This is a genomic window from Citricoccus sp. NR2 (assembly GCF_027594385.1).
In the GTDB taxonomy this organism is placed as follows: Bacteria; Actinomycetota; Actinomycetes; order Actinomycetales; family Micrococcaceae; genus CmP2.
In genome coordinates this window covers 1,613,047-1,629,425 of the sequence record NZ_CP115154.1, presented here as the reverse complement: position 1 = coordinate 1,629,425, position 16,379 = coordinate 1,613,047, and the positions used below count along the sequence as shown (strand labels likewise).

At 65.4% G+C, this 16,379-nt stretch carries 18 protein-coding genes and 1 tRNA gene; 8 read left to right on the top strand and 11 right to left on the bottom strand.

The window, feature by feature from the left end; all coding sequences use genetic code 11:
* Position 1: 1 nt before the first annotated feature.
* On the bottom strand, positions 2-1,498 hold the full coding sequence (locus O1A05_RS07695; protein WP_270107440.1) for a CoA-acylating methylmalonate-semialdehyde dehydrogenase: 1,497 nt from the start codon (positions 1,496-1,498) through the stop codon (positions 2-4).
* A gap of 100 nt (positions 1,499-1,598) precedes the next feature.
* Here O1A05_RS07695 and O1A05_RS07690 point away from each other — a divergent pair, with 100 nt between their 5' ends.
* Positions 1,599-2,372 carry an SDR family NAD(P)-dependent oxidoreductase gene (locus tag O1A05_RS07690; RefSeq protein WP_442867672.1) on the top strand — a complete coding sequence of 258 codons (774 nt, stop codon included), beginning with the start codon at positions 1,599-1,601 and terminating at the stop codon, positions 2,370-2,372.
* A 91-nt stretch (positions 2,373-2,463) separates the two neighbouring features.
* On the opposite strand, the gene rplA is transcribed toward O1A05_RS07690, so the two are convergent.
* From rplA to O1A05_RS07665, 5 genes are all read right to left on the bottom strand, one after another.
* Entirely contained in the window at positions 2,464-3,171 is a 708-nt protein-coding gene (gene rplA / locus O1A05_RS07685) for a 50S ribosomal protein L1 (RefSeq protein WP_270107439.1), read from the bottom strand.
* A 74-nt stretch (positions 3,172-3,245) separates the two neighbouring features.
* A complete protein-coding gene (gene rplK / locus O1A05_RS07680) occupies positions 3,246-3,677 on the bottom strand; it encodes a 50S ribosomal protein L11 (protein WP_270107438.1) in 432 nt (143 codons plus the stop codon).
* A 127-nt stretch (positions 3,678-3,804) separates the two neighbouring features.
* Entirely contained in the window at positions 3,805-4,647 is an 843-nt protein-coding gene (nusG, locus tag O1A05_RS07675) for a transcription termination/antitermination protein NusG (protein WP_270107437.1), read from the bottom strand.
* A 90-nt stretch (positions 4,648-4,737) separates the two neighbouring features.
* Positions 4,738-5,001 carry a preprotein translocase subunit SecE gene (gene secE / locus O1A05_RS07670; RefSeq protein ID WP_270107436.1) on the bottom strand — a complete coding sequence of 88 codons (264 nt, stop codon included), beginning with the start codon at positions 4,999-5,001 and terminating at the stop codon, positions 4,738-4,740.
* 62 nt (positions 5,002-5,063) lie between these two features.
* Positions 5,064-5,136: transfer RNA gene (locus O1A05_RS07665), tRNA-Trp, on the bottom strand.
* A gap of 230 nt (positions 5,137-5,366) precedes the next feature.
* Between O1A05_RS07665 and O1A05_RS07660 the strand changes: the two genes are divergently transcribed.
* The 3 genes from O1A05_RS07660 to O1A05_RS07650 all read left to right on the top strand — a co-directional run bounded on the left by O1A05_RS07660 (position 5,367) and on the right by O1A05_RS07650 (position 8,536).
* Positions 5,367-6,572, top strand: coding sequence for a pyridoxal phosphate-dependent aminotransferase (locus tag O1A05_RS07660; RefSeq protein ID WP_270107435.1), 1,206 nt, complete (start codon positions 5,367-5,369; stop codon positions 6,570-6,572).
* A 163-nt stretch (positions 6,573-6,735) separates the two neighbouring features.
* Complete coding sequence (locus O1A05_RS07655) at positions 6,736-7,767, top strand: 6-phosphofructokinase (protein ID WP_270107434.1); 1,032 nt, start codon at positions 6,736-6,738, stop codon at positions 7,765-7,767.
* A complete protein-coding gene (locus O1A05_RS07650; protein WP_270107433.1) occupies positions 7,757-8,536 on the top strand; it encodes a GNAT family N-acetyltransferase in 780 nt (259 codons plus the stop codon). Before O1A05_RS07655 ends, O1A05_RS07650 begins: the two co-directional genes overlap by 11 nt.
* Before the next feature lie 19 nt (positions 8,537-8,555).
* Here the strand turns inward: O1A05_RS07650 and ygfZ are convergent, their stop codons facing one another.
* From ygfZ to O1A05_RS07625, 5 genes are all read right to left on the bottom strand, one after another.
* Entirely contained in the window at positions 8,556-9,725 is a 1,170-nt protein-coding gene (gene ygfZ / locus O1A05_RS07645) for a CAF17-like 4Fe-4S cluster assembly/insertion protein YgfZ (protein WP_270107432.1), read from the bottom strand.
* Complete coding sequence (locus O1A05_RS07640) at positions 9,726-10,388, bottom strand: FABP family protein (RefSeq protein ID WP_270107431.1); 663 nt, start codon at positions 10,386-10,388, stop codon at positions 9,726-9,728.
* 177 nt (positions 10,389-10,565) lie between these two features.
* Positions 10,566-10,901: a hypothetical protein gene (locus O1A05_RS07635; RefSeq protein WP_270107430.1), complete on the bottom strand. Its 336-nt coding sequence runs from the start codon at positions 10,899-10,901 to the stop codon at positions 10,566-10,568.
* Between the two features lie 4 nt (positions 10,902-10,905).
* The gene (locus O1A05_RS07630) at positions 10,906-11,865 is read right to left on the bottom strand and encodes a hypothetical protein (RefSeq protein ID WP_270107429.1); all 960 of its coding nucleotides are present in this window, start codon (positions 11,863-11,865) and stop codon (positions 10,906-10,908) included.
* Positions 11,866-11,949: 84 nt separating this feature from the next.
* Positions 11,950-12,999 (bottom strand): IS30 family transposase, encoded by a 1,050-nt coding sequence (locus tag O1A05_RS07625; protein WP_270106554.1) that lies wholly within the window; start codon positions 12,997-12,999, stop codon positions 11,950-11,952.
* A gap of 147 nt (positions 13,000-13,146) precedes the next feature.
* Here O1A05_RS07625 and O1A05_RS07620 point away from each other — a divergent pair, with 147 nt between their 5' ends.
* The 4 genes from O1A05_RS07620 (at position 13,147) to O1A05_RS07605 (ending at position 16,377) form a co-directional block, all read left to right on the top strand.
* Positions 13,147-13,881, top strand: a complete 735-nt coding sequence (locus O1A05_RS07620) for a winged helix-turn-helix transcriptional regulator (RefSeq protein ID WP_270107428.1) — start codon at positions 13,147-13,149, stop codon at positions 13,879-13,881.
* Positions 13,878-14,873, top strand: coding sequence for a mycothiol synthase (gene mshD, locus O1A05_RS07615; RefSeq protein WP_270107427.1), 996 nt, complete (start codon positions 13,878-13,880; stop codon positions 14,871-14,873). The genes O1A05_RS07620 and mshD overlap by 4 nt, the downstream gene beginning before the upstream one ends.
* 67 nt (positions 14,874-14,940) lie before the next feature.
* Positions 14,941-15,966: an NUDIX hydrolase gene (locus tag O1A05_RS07610; RefSeq protein WP_270107426.1), complete on the top strand. Its 1,026-nt coding sequence runs from the start codon at positions 14,941-14,943 to the stop codon at positions 15,964-15,966.
* 42 nt (positions 15,967-16,008) lie between these two features.
* Complete coding sequence (locus tag O1A05_RS07605; RefSeq protein ID WP_270107425.1) at positions 16,009-16,377, top strand: GNAT family N-acetyltransferase; 369 nt, start codon at positions 16,009-16,011, stop codon at positions 16,375-16,377.
* Positions 16,378-16,379 lie beyond the last annotated feature (2 nt).

Sequence of the window (16,379 nt, the reverse complement as noted above, 5' to 3'; positions counted from 1 at the left end):
CTCAGCTGCCCTCCGGCATCACGAAGCTCAGTTGTGAGGTCGTCGAGGAGGGCCAGCGGGTGGTGACCGTTTTGACCTTGGTATAGAACTTCAGCCCGTCGGTGCCGTACTGGTTCAGATCGCCGAAGCCCGAGGCTTTCCAACCGCCAAAGCTGTAGTAGGCGATGGGTACCGGAATGGGGACGTTGATCCCCACCATGCCGACGTCGACCTGGGTGGCAAAATCGCGGGCGGCTTGACCGTCGCGGGTAAAGATGGAGACGCCGTTGCCGAATTCGTGCTCACTGGGCAGACGCACCGCTTCTTCAAAAGTCTCGGCGCGGATGACGGAGAGCACCGGGCCGAAGATCTCCTCTCGGTAGATCCTCATGTCGCCGGTGACCCGGTCGAAAAGCGTGGCACCCACGTAGAACCCGTTCTCGTGGCCGGCCACGGTGGCCCCTCGCCCGTCGACGAGCAACTCAGCGCCCTCATCGACGCCGGACTGGATGTAGTTCTCCACGCGGGTTTTCGCTTCGGCGGTGACAAGCGCACTGTAGTCGGCGTCGGGATCGTCTGAGGCGCCCATGCTCAGCTCCTCCATGCGCTGCTGGAGCGCCGCGACCAGACGGTCGGCGGTGTCCCGGCCCACCGGCACCGCCACGGAGATCGCCATGCAGCGCTCACCCGCGGAACCAAAGGCGGCACCGACCAGCGCATCAGCGGCCAGGTCGATGTCGGCGTCCGGCATGATGATGAGGTGATTTTTCGCCCCGCCGAAGCACTGAGCGCGTTTGCCCAGTGTCGTCGCGTGGGCGTAGATGGACTGAGCGATCGGGGTGGAGCCGACGAACGCCACGGCTTGGACGCGTGGGTCTTCGATCAGGGCGTCGACGACCGTTTTGCCGCCTTGCACCACGTTCAGCGCCCCCTCGGGCAATCCGGCTTCCAGTGCCAGCTCCGCCAAGCGGACCGGCACGGAGGGGTCGCGTTCTGAGGGCTTGAGCACGAAGGTGTTGCCGGCGGCCAGCGCAATCCCTGCTTTCCAGAGCGGGATCATCGCCGGGAAATTGAACGGGGTGATGCCCACGACCACACCCAGCGGCTGGCGCAGGGAATGCACATCGACGCCTTGGGAAGCATCGGAGGTGAACTCACCTTTGAGTAGCTGCGGGGCACCCACCGCGAACTCCACGACCTCCACGCCGCGCTGGATGTCACCGTAGGCGTCGGCGATGGTCTTGCCGTGTTCGGACGAAAGGGTCTGCGCCAGTTCGTCTTTGTGCTGATCGATCAGTTCCACCCATTTCGCGAGCACTCGTGCACGGCGCTGCGGATTGGTCTGTGACCAGACTGGAAAGGCCTGCTCGGCCGCATCAATGGCCGCACTGGCATCGCTGGCGCCGCCCAGAATCACCTCAGCAGTGATCTCACCGGTGGCCGGACGGTATATCGGCTGAGTAGCGTTGGCGACCCCGACGGTGCGAGCTCCGTTGATGAAATGCGGGACCTGAGCCATGCTGGACATCCTCTCACACGCGGTAGTGATCTGCGTCTCACTGCGATAATCTACTACCAAATAATTGGTGATGCAATGAAACGGAGCGTGGCTTATGCCCATGGTGAATCTTGACGGAAAATCGGCCATTGTCACGGGTGGAGCCTCGGGGCTCGGCCACGCCACCGCCACAGCTTTAGCGGAAGCGGGCGCACACGTGGTGGTTATCGATCTTCCGGATGATGAACGGGTCCGCCGCTCGGAAGCAGTGGCAGAGATCGGTCAGCGTGCCACTTTCGTGCCGGGCGATGTCACCGACCCGGCGGTGGCCACCCAGGCGGTGGCCGCCGCGACAACACATGGTCCTCTACGTGTGGTCGTGAACTGTGCTGGAATCGCCACGCCGGGCAAGCTGGTGGGACGCGATGGACCCATCGCATTGGACACCTTCCGCAGGGTGCTAGACATTAACGTCACGGGCACCGTGAACGTACTCGGGCAGGCGGTCGCGGCAATGAAGAACCAGGAGCTCGATGGCGAGGACCGCGGGGCATTGATCAACACCGCATCAGTAGCGGCGTTCGAAGGGCAGGTAGGTCAGGTTGCCTATGCCGCGTCCAAGGGCGCGGTGGCATCCATGACGTTGCCGTTGGCCCGTGAGTTGGCCCGGGATGCAATCCGGGTGATGACGATCGCCCCGGGATTGTTTGAGACGCCCATGATGGCTGGCCTGCCGGATGCAGCACGCACCACCCTGGCCGAGTCGACGCTGCATCCGCACCGGCTCGGTCAGCCACAAGATTACGCGCTGGCGGTGCTGCAGATTCTGGAGAATCCAATGCTCAATGGATCGGTGATTCGCCTGGATGGAGCGGTGCGCCTGGCGGCCCGCTGAGACCCGTACGGCCGAACCGAGCTTTCGGATTAACCGCCAAGGGCGCCCAACTCGTACGAGTCGGGCGCCCTTGAGGTTTGAATGGTGAGGATTACTCCTCGCCGCCGACCACACGGGTCACGTTCGGGTCCAGGGCAATGCCCGGGCCGAAGGTGCTCGAAACGGTGGCCTTCTGGATGTAGCGACCCTTGGAAGCCGAAGGCTTCAGACGCAGGATCTCTTCCAGAGCGGCGGCGTAGTTCTCGGTGAGCTGCTTCTCGTCGAAGCTGACCTTACCGATGATGAAGTGCAAGTTGGCGTGACGATCGACGCGGAAGTCGATCTTGCCGCCTTTAATATCGGTGACAGCCTTGGCCACGTCGGGGGTGACGGTACCGGTCTTCGGGTTCGGCATCAGGTTACGGGGACCCAGGATCTTACCCAGGCGACCCACCTTGCCCATCATCTCAGGGGAGGCCACGGCGGCGTCGAAGTCCGTCCAGCCGTCGGAAATCTTGGCGACCAGGTCGTCGGAGCCGACGAAGTCGGCACCTGCGGCCTCGGCGGCTGCGGCCTTGTCGCCGGTGGCGAAGACGACCACGCGGGCAGTCTTACCAGTGCCGTGGGGCAGGTTCACGGTGCCCCGCACCATCTGGTCGGCCTTACGCGGGTCAACCGAGAGGCGCATGGCGACCTCAACGGTGGGGTTGGCCTTCGAGGTGGTGGTCTCCTTGACCAAGGCGATAGCCTCGGCCGGAGAGTAGAGGCGATCTTCGATCTTTGCCGCGGCTGCCTTGTATGCTTTGCTGCGCTTTGCCATCTGCTTGTTCTCCTTGTGCAGTTGTGGTCTGCGGACCGCGCTCGGCCCTGCCACAGAATGGGTGTGAGGGGGAATCAGCCTTCGACGGTGATGCCCATGGAACGTGCTGTGCCGGCGATGATCTTCGCGGCAGCCTGCACGTCGTTGGCGTTGAGATCTTCCATCTTGGTCTGGGCGATCTCTTCACACTGAGCCTGGGTCAGCTTGCCAACCTTGTCGGTGTGCGGGGTGGAGGAGCCCTTCGCGACGCCAGCTGCCTTCTTGATCAGCTGAGCGGCCGGAGGGGTCTTGGTGACGAACGTGAAGGAACGGTCTTCGTAGACCGTGATCTCCACGGGGATGATGTTGCCGCGCTGGGATTCTGTGGCAGCGTTGTACGCCTTGCAGAACTCCATGATGTTCACGCCGTGCTGGCCGAGCGCCGGACCGACCGGAGGAGCCGGGTTAGCGGCACCTGCTTCGATCTGCAGCTTGATCAGACCAGAGACCTTCTTCTTCGGGGCCATGTTGGGTCCTTTTCTACCTTCGGTTTCCCTGGGACACAGGAGCGTGGGCCAGGGGGTTGGCCGCTGTGGCGCAGCAGCCGGTCCGTCGCCTGCCGACCAAAGCAATCGGCAGCGACGAAGTCTTTAGTTACTGGATCTTGCTGACCTCGTGGAAGCCCAGCGTCACCGGGGTTTCGCGCTCGAAGATCGTCACGAGCACGACCAGCTGGCGTGCTTCGACCTTGACCTCGGAGATCGTGGCCGGCAGCGACTCGAACGGGCCGTCCTTGACGATGACGGACTCGCCGACCTCGAAGTCAACCGAAACCTGCGGGGCTGCTTCCTCGGTGCCCTTCGGTGCGGGGCGCCCTTCGGACTGGGCAGCCTTGGCGGCTTCCTGCAGCACCGACGGGGCCAGCATTGAATAGACCTCGTCCAGCGAGAGCGGGAACGGATCGTAGGCGTTACCCACGAAGCCGGTCACACCGGGGGTGTGTCGAACGACGCCCCAGGCCTCTTCATTGAGGTCCATGCGAACGAGCACGTATCCGGGGATGCGCACTCGGTTGACCACCTTGCGGGTGGTGTTCTTGATCTCGACGGCCTCCTCCATGGGGACCTCGATCTCGTAGATGTTGTCTTCCATGTCGAAGGTCTGAAGACGGGTCTCCAGGTTCGACTTCACGCGACGCTCGTAGCCGGCGTAGGTGTGGATGACGTACCAGTCACCGGGCTGGCGGCGCAGACGTGCACGCAGCTGCTCGGCCACCTGATCCTCGTCGAGAACCTCTTCTTCGGCCTCTTCGGCCTCAGCAGTCTCGGATTCCGCAGCGTCTTCGGACACCTCGGCGTCCTCGACAGGGGCCTCGGCCTGCTCGACGACGTCGTCGATCTGCGCTTCGTCGGCCTGGACCTCGTCGGTCACGTCAGCTTCGACAGCCTGTTCCGTGGACTCGTCGATGTTCTGCTGTTCGAGTTCCTGCTCGGACACGGGTTCCTGCTTTCTCGCGGTCTGGCACGTTCGGTCGTAACGGTCTCTCGTCGGTTCAGGTCGGCTCGGGGCACTGACACCAGGTGGGCGTCAGAGTCCGTCCGGAGTACCGAAGATGAACGACGCTCCCGTGCCGAAGAGCCAATCGAGGCCCGTCACCAGCAGAACGACGATGACCACGAAGACCAAGACGACACCCGTCATCTTGATCAGTTCCTCACGAGTGGGGGTAACGACTTTCTTAAGTTCGTCGACCACCTGCCGCAAGAACAGCATGAGGCGTCCGAAGACGCCGCGCTTCTGAGGCTTGCCGGAGCCGTCGTGGCCACCATTTTGGGCTACTACCTCAGACACGTACCCTCACTTGATCGCTGATCGTTCTGCCGGCGGTTCCGGTATTCCGTGAACCTCCTGCGCAGGGCAGACAGGACTCGAACCTGCAACCTACGGTTTTGGAGACCGTTGCGCTACCAATTGCGCCACTGCCCTTCGGGTTATCCGAGCACACCCCGTAAGGGTGCTGAACACCGAGAGACAAGTCTACGGTGCGGGTGAGCGTTTCGACAAGTTCACGACGTGGAGCACGGTGATAGTCCAGGATAGCCACGGTGTTCACCGCCGCACCACAGGAGCGATGTCAAGACCGTAGGCAGGGGACCGACATGGGACTACTCTGGAACCTAGCCACTGCTTCCCTACCTCAGGAGGACCGTTTCCGCATGGTTGCCCCCCACCGCCGCGTCTCCCAACGGCTCGGTGCGATTTCAGAATCAGCCACACTCGCCGTCACCGCCAAGGCGAAGGAACTCAAGGCTCAAGGGCGGCCGGTGATCGGTTTCGGCGCGGGCGAGCCGGACTTCGCGACTCCGGACTACATTGTCGATGCCGCCGTAGCAGCAGCCCAGGACCCCAAGAACCACCGCTACACCGCCGCCAGCGGGCTTCCGGAACTGAAGAAGGCCATCGCGGAGAAAACGCTGCGCGATTCGGGCATCGAGGTCGATCCCGCCCACGTGCTGGTGACCAACGGTGGTAAACAAGCCGTCTACAACGCCTTCGCTGCTTTGTTGGACCCACAGGACGAAGTGCTGGTCCCGGCACCGTACTGGACCACCTACCCCGAGGCAATCCGCCTGGCCGGCGGTGTTCCCGTGGAGGTTTTCGCCGGCGCCGAGGCCGAGTACAAGGTCAGCCTCGACCAGTTGGATGCGGCGGTGACCGAGAAGACCAAGGTCTTGTTGTTCGTCTCTCCCTCCAATCCCACTGGCGCCGTCTATACCCCGGAGGAGACGGCTGCCGTGGGCCGCTGGGCCGCCGAGCGGGGTCTCTGGGTGGTCACCGACGAAATCTACGAGCACCTCACCTACGACGAGATGCCGTTCACCTCCATCCTGAAGGCCGTTCCTGAGCTGGCGGATCAGACGGTGATCCTCAATGGGGTGGCCAAGACGTACGCGATGACGGGCTGGCGGGTCGGTTGGATGATCGGGCCGCAGGACATCATCAAGGCAGCCACCAACCTGCAGTCGCATGCCACCTCCAACGTGGCCAATGTCTCGCAGCGGGCCGCCCTGGCTGCCGTGACCGGGTCACTGGACGCGGTCCATGAGATGCGCGAAGCCTTCGACCGGCGGCGCAAGACGATGGTCGCTCTGCTCAACGAGATTCCGGGATTCACCTGCCCCACCCCGAAGGGCGCGTTCTATGCCTATGTGGATGTCCAGGCGGCTCTCGGCAAGGACATCCGCGGTCGCACGGCGAACTCGTCGGCCGAGCTGGCCGAGATCATCCTGGAAGAAGCCGAAGTGGCTGTCGTTCCAGGTGAGGCCTTTGGCCCCTCCGGCTACCTGAGACTGTCGTACGCACTCGGCGACGAGGATCTGGCCGAGGGTGTCGACCGGATCAAGGCGCTGCTCTCCGAGTAACCACATCACCGGGTCCGTCACACGACTATCGTGGCGGGGACGTCCGACCTGGGCGCCCCCGCCGCGGCGACGCAACCGGCGCAACGCAACTATTCTTCCCCGGGCCCACACCCGACTAGCCTGAGAATGTGTTGCACCTCCACCTCGCCACGAAGGGATTCACATGCGCATCGGCCTGCTGACCAGCGGCGGCGACTGCCCCGGACTCAACGCCGTCATCCGTTCCGCCGTGCTCCACGGAATCAAAACCTATGACTACGAATTCGTCGGCATCCGCAACGGCTGGCAGGGGCTGATCGACCGCAACGTCATGGATTTGCCCCGCCAGGTGGTCCGCGGCCTCGCCCGCACCGGTGGCACCATCCTCGGCACCTCGCGCACACACCCCTACAACGCCGAGGGCGGGGGCCCCGACATCATCAAACACAACATGAGCCAGCTCGGATTGGACGCCCTGGTCGCCATCGGCGGTGAAGGCACCCTCGCCGGCGCCAAACGGCTCTACGACGACGGTATTCCGCTCGTCGGCGTACCCAAAACCATCGACAACGACCTACGCGGCACCGACTATACCTTCGGCTTCGACACCGCCGTCTCCATCGCCACGGACGCCATGGACCGGCTCCGCACCACCGGCGAATCTCACCACCGTTGCATGGTCGCCGAAGTTATGGGCCGCCACGTCGGCTGGATCGCCCTGCACTCCGGCATGGCCGCCGGTGCCCACGCCATCCTCATCCCCGAGGTCCGCACCCCCATGGAACAGATCTGCCAGTGGGTGAAGCAGGTCCACGAACGCGGTCGATCACCGCTCGTCGTCGTCGCCGAGGGCTTCATCCCCGAGGGCCACGATGATCCCCTGGCCGAAGCCGGCGTCGAAGCCTCCGGGCGACCGCGTCTGGGCGGCATCGGGGAATGGGTGACTCGCACTATCGAGGACATGACCGGTGTGGAGTCCCGCTCTACCGTGCTCGGCCACATCCAGCGCGGAGGTGCACCCACCGGGTTCGACCGGGTGCTCTCCACCCGGTTCGGCATGGGTGCCGTCGACCTCATCCACGCGGGCCGCTACGGCCGGATGGTGTCGCTGAAGGGCACCGAAATCGTTCAGGTCGATCTCGCCGAGGCGCTCGATGGGCTCAAAGAAGTCCCCGCGCACCGCTACGAGGAAGCGAAGGTGCTCTTTGGCCGCTGAACTCACCCAGCACCTCCGCCAGGTGGTGCTGCTCGCGTGGAGTCGCAGCTTCGGGCTCGATGACCACCTCCTCCTCGACGCCGCCGAACGCGGCGGAACTCAGCGCGTGGAAATCATCACCGACGACCTTGACCGCACCGATGCCGGAGACGACGGGCACATCGCCACTTTCCTGCGGCTCTTCTCTGTGTCCGTCGTCTACGGTCCGCGGTGGCTGGTGGAAGCCGCCCGCCCCGTCCACGATGAGGTTTTGGCGGTGGAATCTACGCTGATTCGGCTGGCCACTGACTACGGAGACCTCCCCGGAGCGGCCCGGTCCCTCGGCGAGACCACGCTGTACTACGCCGACGATTCACCGCAGGTCGAGCCCTCGACCACCCTGGCGGTCTCCTTCGAGCGCGACGACGTCGACGCCCTGGAACGGGCCTGCCCCGCCGACGACGTCACCGCCGCCGCCATCTCACATCTGGACTCCACGGTGGCCCTGGTACCCGACGACGGGCAGGGCACCCCCACCGGCGAGGCTGTCGCTGCTTCCGGGTTTGAAGAGTGGGAAAACCTGGTGGCTGGGATTTCGACCCTGGTGCACCCCGACTTACGGTTACGGGGCCTGGGCTCCTATGCCACCGCGGTCACCATGGATGAGGCCTTCGCCGCCGGGTTGATCCCGCAATGGCGGGCGCCCATGGGGCACCGGGCCGCAGAACGCCTGGCCGACCGGCTCGGCTTCGTGCTCTCCGGTTCGCAAACCACGGTGCTACTGGACTAGATGCGGGGCGGGCTTCGGCCTAGAGGTGCCGGCGGGCTCCGCGCAGGAAATCGCCCTGCGGACGACCCACGATATTGCCGGCATCGGGTGAGACCAGCACCTGCTGGCTCGCCGCCACCAGCTCGGTGACCGCACCCTCGGCATCCTTCTGCCGAACCACCAATTCTGCTTCCGGATCCACGGTGCGCTTGAGAATGGCCAGACCGATCGGACCCATCTCGTGGTGGTGTGCCACCGAGGTCACGGTGCCGACGCTACGCGCGCCGGCCAGGGCGGCTTCGTCAGCGTCTGGGTCGCGCACCACCAGCTCGGAGCCGGGCTCGGGAAGGCCGTGCATCGACCCGTCAAGCATCAGCTGCACCAGCCGGCGCGGCGGGTGGCCCAGGTTGTGCACGCGTGCCACCGTTTCCTGGCCCTTGTAGCAGCCCTTCGTCAGGTGCACCGCGGTGCGCAACAAATCCAGTTCGTGCGGAATCGAGCGCTCATCGGTGTCCACCAACTGGCGGGGTCGGGCAGCGGCGATCCGCAGCGCCTCCGAGCTCAGGGTGCCGGCCAGTCGCCAACCCTGCGGCAACACCTCCGACAGACGGTCCAGTTCGGCACGACTCATCAGATACAGCCGCCACGACCAGTCGGCCCCGGGGTGATCTTCCGGGTCGGGTGCGGCACTGTAGGGGAAGCCGCCGGGGGCGATCGCCGGCCACGGGTCCTCCCAGACGGCGTGTACGCTCAGTGCGCCGTCGCTGGCCCCCCAGCCAGGGACCTCGGCGGTGGAACCAATCACCGCAATATCGTCCGTGCGGTCGGTAACCTCCACCCGGGAGGCGAACCGCATCGAATTCAGCCATTCCGTCAGCCCGGTGTTCAACCCGGGTTCAACGATCAGCCAGGCAGTGGCGCCGTCGTCCACGAGGGCGACATCATATTCGAGCCGGCCGCGCAAATCCAAGAACAGCATTTCGGTGGACACACCGGGGCGCAGCGAGGCCACATCCTGACTGGTGAGCACGTGCAGCCAGCTCAGCCGGTCGGGCCCGGTCACGCCCACGACCCCGCGGTGGGAAAGGTCCACGACGGCGGTGCCCTGCTCCAGGGCACGCTGCTCGGCGTGGGGTTGGCCGTAGTGGGCGGCCACGGGTGCGTCGATACCGCTACCGAGAATCGGGGTGGGTCGCGCGTCTGCGCTCATTCAGGCGTCCTTCTTGCCCGGCGTGTGCGGGGTGCCCGGGGCCAGGCGGCCATCGGTGAGGGATGGCAGTCGGTCCAGGATGGCGGAGGCGTGGGCTTCTTTCTCCGCCCCCTCCGTGGCGGCCACATCCCAGCGCCAGAACAACTGGGTGTTGACCAGGCCGAAAATCCGGCTCGCCGAGTGGTATTCCCCGGCCAGCGGTCCGCGCATCACGGCATCGGAAATCAGCTGAATCTGCGGGCCGCGCACCCGACCGTAGTACAGCTCAGACAAGGAGCCGGGGTGGGTGATGGTCGCGGTGATGGGGAAGCTGTCTTCCGAGGCGCGCAAGGCTTCCACGTCTTCGGCGGAGCGGTAGGCGGGCACCACATCGGCGGGCGAGAGCCCGGGGCCAACATCGGCGTCGTGCCGATCGCGATCCAGCGACCAGAATCCGGACTCGGTGGTCAGCGGACGCACCAGGGTACCGTCGGCTTCACAGATCCACGATTCGGCCCGGTATTCGATAAATGGCAGGCCCTGTTCGGTGAAGTCCACGCGCTGGTAGAAGATCTGGTCGTCGTCCTCACCGGAGCCCAGCCGGCCCTGGCCCTCCCAGGAGCCGAGCACCCACGAGAGCGGGGCGAGCTCGGGAATGAGATCGTACGGTAACTCAGTCGCCATAATGCAGTGGAATCCGCAGGGGTGGGGTTACTGCTGGCCCTTGAACAGGCCGGCAACCACGAGCACGGCGAAGGCGGCCATGGCCAGTCCGGCCAGACCCAGCAGGACCAGGAAGAAGATTTCGAGTGCGAGAAGTGACATGGCTTCAGTCTACTGCACGCGAACGCACCCCACCGATCATGAAGGACCGACGTGACGCCCCTCGTGTTCGGCGTGCAACCATTCCTCGGCGAACTCCGGGGCGGTCATGGCCTCCAGGTCCGCGGCGATCAGCTCCAGGATCTGCTCCCCGGCGGACTCATCCGGCACATCAATACGCAGCTGAGAGGCTCGATCGGAGCGGCGGCGCACCACCACGGATTCACCGATGACGTCCTGTCCGCGCCCGCCCAGGGCCGAGGTGAGCACCCCGCCGATGAAGCGAAAGGCGCGTTCAATCACGTCATCTCCACCGTCTTCGAGGGCGACGGTGTAAGCCTCGGTGGCCGGTTGCTGTGTGGATGCGCTACTCATGGCCTTATCCTAACGGCGGAACCACCCAGAGCGTGAAGTAGAGCACCATGCCGCTGACCAACACGGGCGCGGCCCCCAGGCTCAGTGTGGCAATCAGTTCCCCGCGCCGGGCACCCGAAGCAGCCTTGGCGGTGAGTGGCTCATCGGCCACCAGGGTCGAGGCGTCGTCGATCAACGTCATGGCCTGCACGTCTTGCTCCTGCTCGACGGCGGCGCGGATCAGCCCGACGAGGGCACCACTGAGCACCCCGGCCACGGCGAGTGTGGCCACATAGTGGATCTCCCCCTGGTTCAGCCCGGAATACACCCCTAGGGGTAGCGCGCCGGCCACCACCACCATCACGAAGACTCGCACGGGCAGGGTGGTCGGGAGTAGCCCGATCAGCGCAGCCGCCACCGTGCCGGTGAGCAAAGACACCGTGAGCACCGGGATCTCGGACACCCCTCCGGTGGGGGTCAGCGCCCCGAGGTCGGCCCCGGTTTCGAACCAGGCGGTCACCGCATCGGTCTGGGTGCGGATCAGCAGCGCCCAGGCCGAAGCAGAAGTACCAATCGCCACACCGGTCACCGTGGAGGCGGTGGATTCCAGCCGGAATGGGCGCCCCTGGCCGCGCAGCACCTGCACCACGAATCCGACCATGGTGCCCAGCGCGGTCGCCGCAGCCACCGGTGCCAGCCACAAATCCGGGCGATCGCCCAGCATGACCTCATTGGAGAAGTTCCACCGGTCCTCTAACAGGGTGACGGCCCACACGACGACGACCGCGGGCACCGCGATGGTCGCACTGAGCGAGCGGCGCGACGGCGCCCCCAGCAGCCGGGGCCACCCCCAGGCAAAGATCAGCAACAACCCGGTCAGCACCGCGGGCACCGCCCAGCGCGCCATCGCGGGCGGAATGGACGCCGCCACCATCAACAACACGGCAGCGGCCACCGAACTAAATGCCAGGGCCGGGAGTCTCACCGTTCCATCTTTGCATGGTTCTGCGCACAATTCCCGGCGCGTCTCAACACCCGGATTTTAGTTTGGAGTGCAACACCCGGTGAGTTAGGTCAATGATAGCTCGTCAAAGATCTCTGCCGGGGTTGCCCAGTCGAGGATTTTCCGGGGCCGATTATTGATCTCCCACACGTATTCGTCGAGTTCTTCTTGGGTGAGATCTGTGAAGCTGGTGCCTTTCGGAAGATACCGGCGGATACGCCGGTTGAAGTGCTCGTTGCTGCCCCGCTGGAACGCGCTGTACGGGTCACAGAAATAGGTGGGTACCCCGATGGTGTCCGCGAGCTGGTGGTGGTGGGCGAACTCGCTGCCGTTATCGACCGTGATCGATTTGACCGCGTGCGCGGGTAGCCCCTGGTAATAGTCGAGTTGCGCATGCAGGGTGGGTGCGGCTGCGACCTGGGGGATCTTGATCGCGACGTAGTAGCGGCTGGTTCGCTCAACGCTGGTGTGGAGTGCTCCAGTACCCCGGGCCCCGAGGACGCTATCGGATTCCCAATGTCCGAACTCTTCCCGGGACTCGATCTCGACAGGCCGGTCATGGATCGAGACCCGGTGCTTGATGCGTTCGGTCTGCACGTTACGCCCCTTGATCCTGCGGCGTTTCTTCTGCCCTCGTTCCAGGTACTGCCAGAGCTCGCGATGTGCCTGGTTGGGCGAGTAGATCCACGCGTATAGGGTCTCAGGTGAGGCCCGCATGCGGGGATCGTCAGGGAACTGGGCCCCGAGGCGTCCCGCGATCTCTTCCGGTGTCCAGCCACGACGCAGGTGGCTGATCACCCAGTGAACGAGTGGGTCGTGTTCCATGCGATAGGGCTGGTGAGAACGCGCAGCCCTGGCCTGGGATTGGAGGTGCGCTTGCCCAGCGAGGTAGAGACGCTGGTGCGGGGTACGAGTATCGAGTTTGTTGCGGAGGTAGGGGCGGAGGTTCGCGTGATCGTGTTCGGGCTGCCAGGAGCCCCGGCTCAATTCCCGCGTGATGGTCGAGCGATGCACACCGATCCTGCGGGCGATCTCGGCGCGGGAGACGCCCCGCTCGGAGAGAATCTCAATCTGGATTCGGTCATCGAGGGAGAGGTGGCGATAGTGTGTGGACAAGGAAGCGCAATACCTTTCGGTGGTGATCTGAACACTCACACTCTAGGTGTTGCGCTTCCGTTCAGAACCCGCGACACCCCGGCCCACTCCAACGTCGTTCTATACTGAAGCCTGGGCGTTCCCACCCCCGCCCGCCGAAGGAGAACGATGGCTCGCTTGTTGATGCTCTCGCCCCAGGCCACCACCCCGGGAGCAGCGCTTCCGGCCCTCGAGTTCCTCTCCCACCACATCACCGTGCGCCCCTTCTCATCGGCCGCACTGCGTGACGTCGACGACGTCGACCTGCTGCTCATCGATGCCCGCACCGATCTCACCGGCGCCCGCAACGTGACCCGCCTGGCCCGGCAGACCGCCGAGACCACCCCGGTGGTGCCGATCGTGACCGAGGGCGGGCTGGCGGCGATGAGCTCCGAGTGGCCGATCGCGGATTTCCTGCTCGTCTCCGCCGGGCCCACTGAAATCAGCGCCCGACTGCGCATCGCCCTGGAACGGGCCGCCACGGTGGCACAGCTGGCCGGTCCGACCACCCAGCTACGCGCTTCCGGGGTGACCGTGGACGAATCCACCTACACCGCCAAGGTCAACGGGCAGCCGATGAACCTGACCTACAAAGAGTTCGAACTGCTGAAGTTCCTGGTGGCCGCCCCGGGCCGGGTGTTCACCCGCGAGGAGCTGCTGCACCGGGTGTGGGGATACGACTATTACGGCGGCACCCGCACCGTTGATGTGCACGTGCGTCGACTGCGGGCCAAGCTGGGTTCCGATCACGAACAACTCATCGGCACGGTGCGCAACGTGGGCTACCGGTTCGCCCCGCGCGAAGGCCAACGCGCCGAGGCGCTGGCCACCGGTACTGATGACGGCGTTACAGTGGAGTCATGAGCGACGCTTCTTCCCGTTCCTCCGAGCTCACCGATCCCCCTGCGACCGAGATGCTCGACGCCCTGTCTCGGCTGGCCGCGGCCGGCCAAGAAACCGATGGTCAACCGGCGTTCTCCGATCAAACCTGGGTGGAACTGCGCCGCGGCACCGCCCGGCTGTTCACGCTCCCCGGTAACAACACCGATCACCACGACGGCGACAACGATGGCGACAACACGGTGCTCCTCGGCGCCGCATCCCTCTCTGGGGCCGGCACCGAATCCGAACCACTGCTGATCGAGATGCTGATCCACCCCAACCACCGGGGCCGCGGCCACGGCACCGGCTTGGTCCAAGAACTGCGCAGCCACCTCACCGAGCACCACCCCGACGCCGCACTCAGCGCCTGGGCCCACGGCGACCACCCAGCCGCCCGACACCTCGCCGCCACCACCGGGCTGACCCCGGCCCGCGAACTCTGGAAGATGGCCCTGCCGCTCTCCACGCCACACCCCACAGCCACCTCCACACACTGGGACGACACCGCACCCGAGGGGATCACGGTGCGGGAATTTGTGCCCGGCCAGGACGATTCAGCCTGGCTGGCCACCAACGCCGCGGCCTTCGCCGACCACCCTGAGCAGGGCCGGCTCACCCAGGAGGACCTACGCGAACGTCAGGGCGAAGACTGGTTCTCGGCGGCCGGCTTCTTCGTCGCGGAGGACCCCCGTCTCGAGGGCGCCTTCGCCGGCTTCCACTGGACGAAGATCCCGGTGGGCTCCACCGACGGCGAGGTCTACGCCGTCGGCGTCCACCCCCAGGCCCAAGGCAGTGGACTCGGACGCGTGCTCACCGCCCGCGGGCTGAACCACCTAGCGGAGCAGAATCTGGAGCGCATCGTGTTGTATGTTGATGCAGACAACGCCCCCGCCGTGGCCCTGTACCGTTCCCTGGGCTTTACCATCGACGAAACCGACGTCCTCTTCGTCGGCGCAGTCACCTCCACCGTCTGAATCCCGCCCCGAGGCCGGGACACGCTCGCCATCAGCACCGTTCGCACCGAGGAGAGGCATCCGCACCATGCCGACTACTGCGTCCACCTACCCGGGTCTGACCGCCGCCCGCTCCGCCGAGCACCTGTGGGATGAAGCTCCGCGCGCCACCGTGCTCGCGGCCGGGGTGCTGCCCTGGCGCGTCCGGGCAGGCGAACTGGAGGTGCTGATCATTCACCGCCCCCGCTATAACGACTGGTCCTGGCCCAAGGGCAAGCTCGACGACGGCGAAACCCTGCCCGAGTGCGCGGTCCGCGAAACCCGCGAGGAGATCGGCCTCGACATCCGGCTCGGCATCCCGCTGCCGGTGACCCACTACACCCTGAAGTCCGGGGCTTCCAAAGAGGTCTGGTACTGGGCCGCGGAAGTCACCAAACAGGAACCCACCCCGGACCACGGCGAGGTAGACAAGGTGGCCTGGGTCAGCCCGAAGAAGGCCCGCCGCAAGCTCACCAATGACGGTGATGTGCTCCCCCTGGAGGCCCTGGAACAGGCCCACGCCGAGCGACGACTGCGCACCACCCCGTTCGTAGTGCTGCGCCATGCCAAAGCCAAGCCTCGCTCCTCCTGGACCCGGGCGGAAGGCGAACGCCCGCTCGCTGCCACCGGACGTCGTCAGGCTTTGGCCGTGCGCGCCCTGCTTCAGGCCTGGAAGCCCGTCAAGATCGCGTCCTCCCCCTGGCGGCGCTGCGTCGAAACAGTGGCTCCCTATGTGCAGAGCACCAAGCGGTCGCTGAAGGAGATCAGCGCGCTCACCGAAAAGAAGGCCGGGAAAAACCCGAAGCGGGCCGGCCGCGAGATCGCCGGACTGCTCGATCGGGGGCGCCCACAGCTCGTGTGCATGCACCGGCCCGTGCTGCCGCTGGCCCTGCAACAGTTGCGTGCCTGGACTCTCGACGCCGCCACCACCAGCGAGCGCCACCAGGCCATCCTCCGCGCCCTGCCCACCGCCGACCCGTATCTGCGACCGGGCGGAGTCATCGTGGCCCACCAGTCGGTGGACCGGGAGGGGTGGATCGTCGCCATCGAGGTGTACGACGCCTACGACGGATGATCCCCTACCCAGCCGGCGCCCCGATTCGATAAGCTCAAAGACATGACGCCCGCACCGAAAATCGTCCACGAGCACATCCGCATCGAGCACGACGCCGACCGCGCCCGCTTCGAGCTGTGGCAGGATCACCCCGGCACCGAAGGGGAGTCCGCCGCCGCCCCGCAGTTCATCGGGTTCCTCGGCTACACCGTGGACGACGCCGAGGACGCCTCCGGGCACATCGGACCGGTCTACCGGTTGCAGCACACCATCATCGACGAGCAGTTCTCCCGCCGCGGCTACGCCCGCGCCCTGGTCACGGTGGTCCTGGACCGGTTGCGGGAGGAAGAAGCCCGCATCAGCCCCGAGTGCAGCTACGTCGCTGACTTCCTGCAGCGCTACCCGGAATATCAGGACCTGGTGGCTCGTTGATC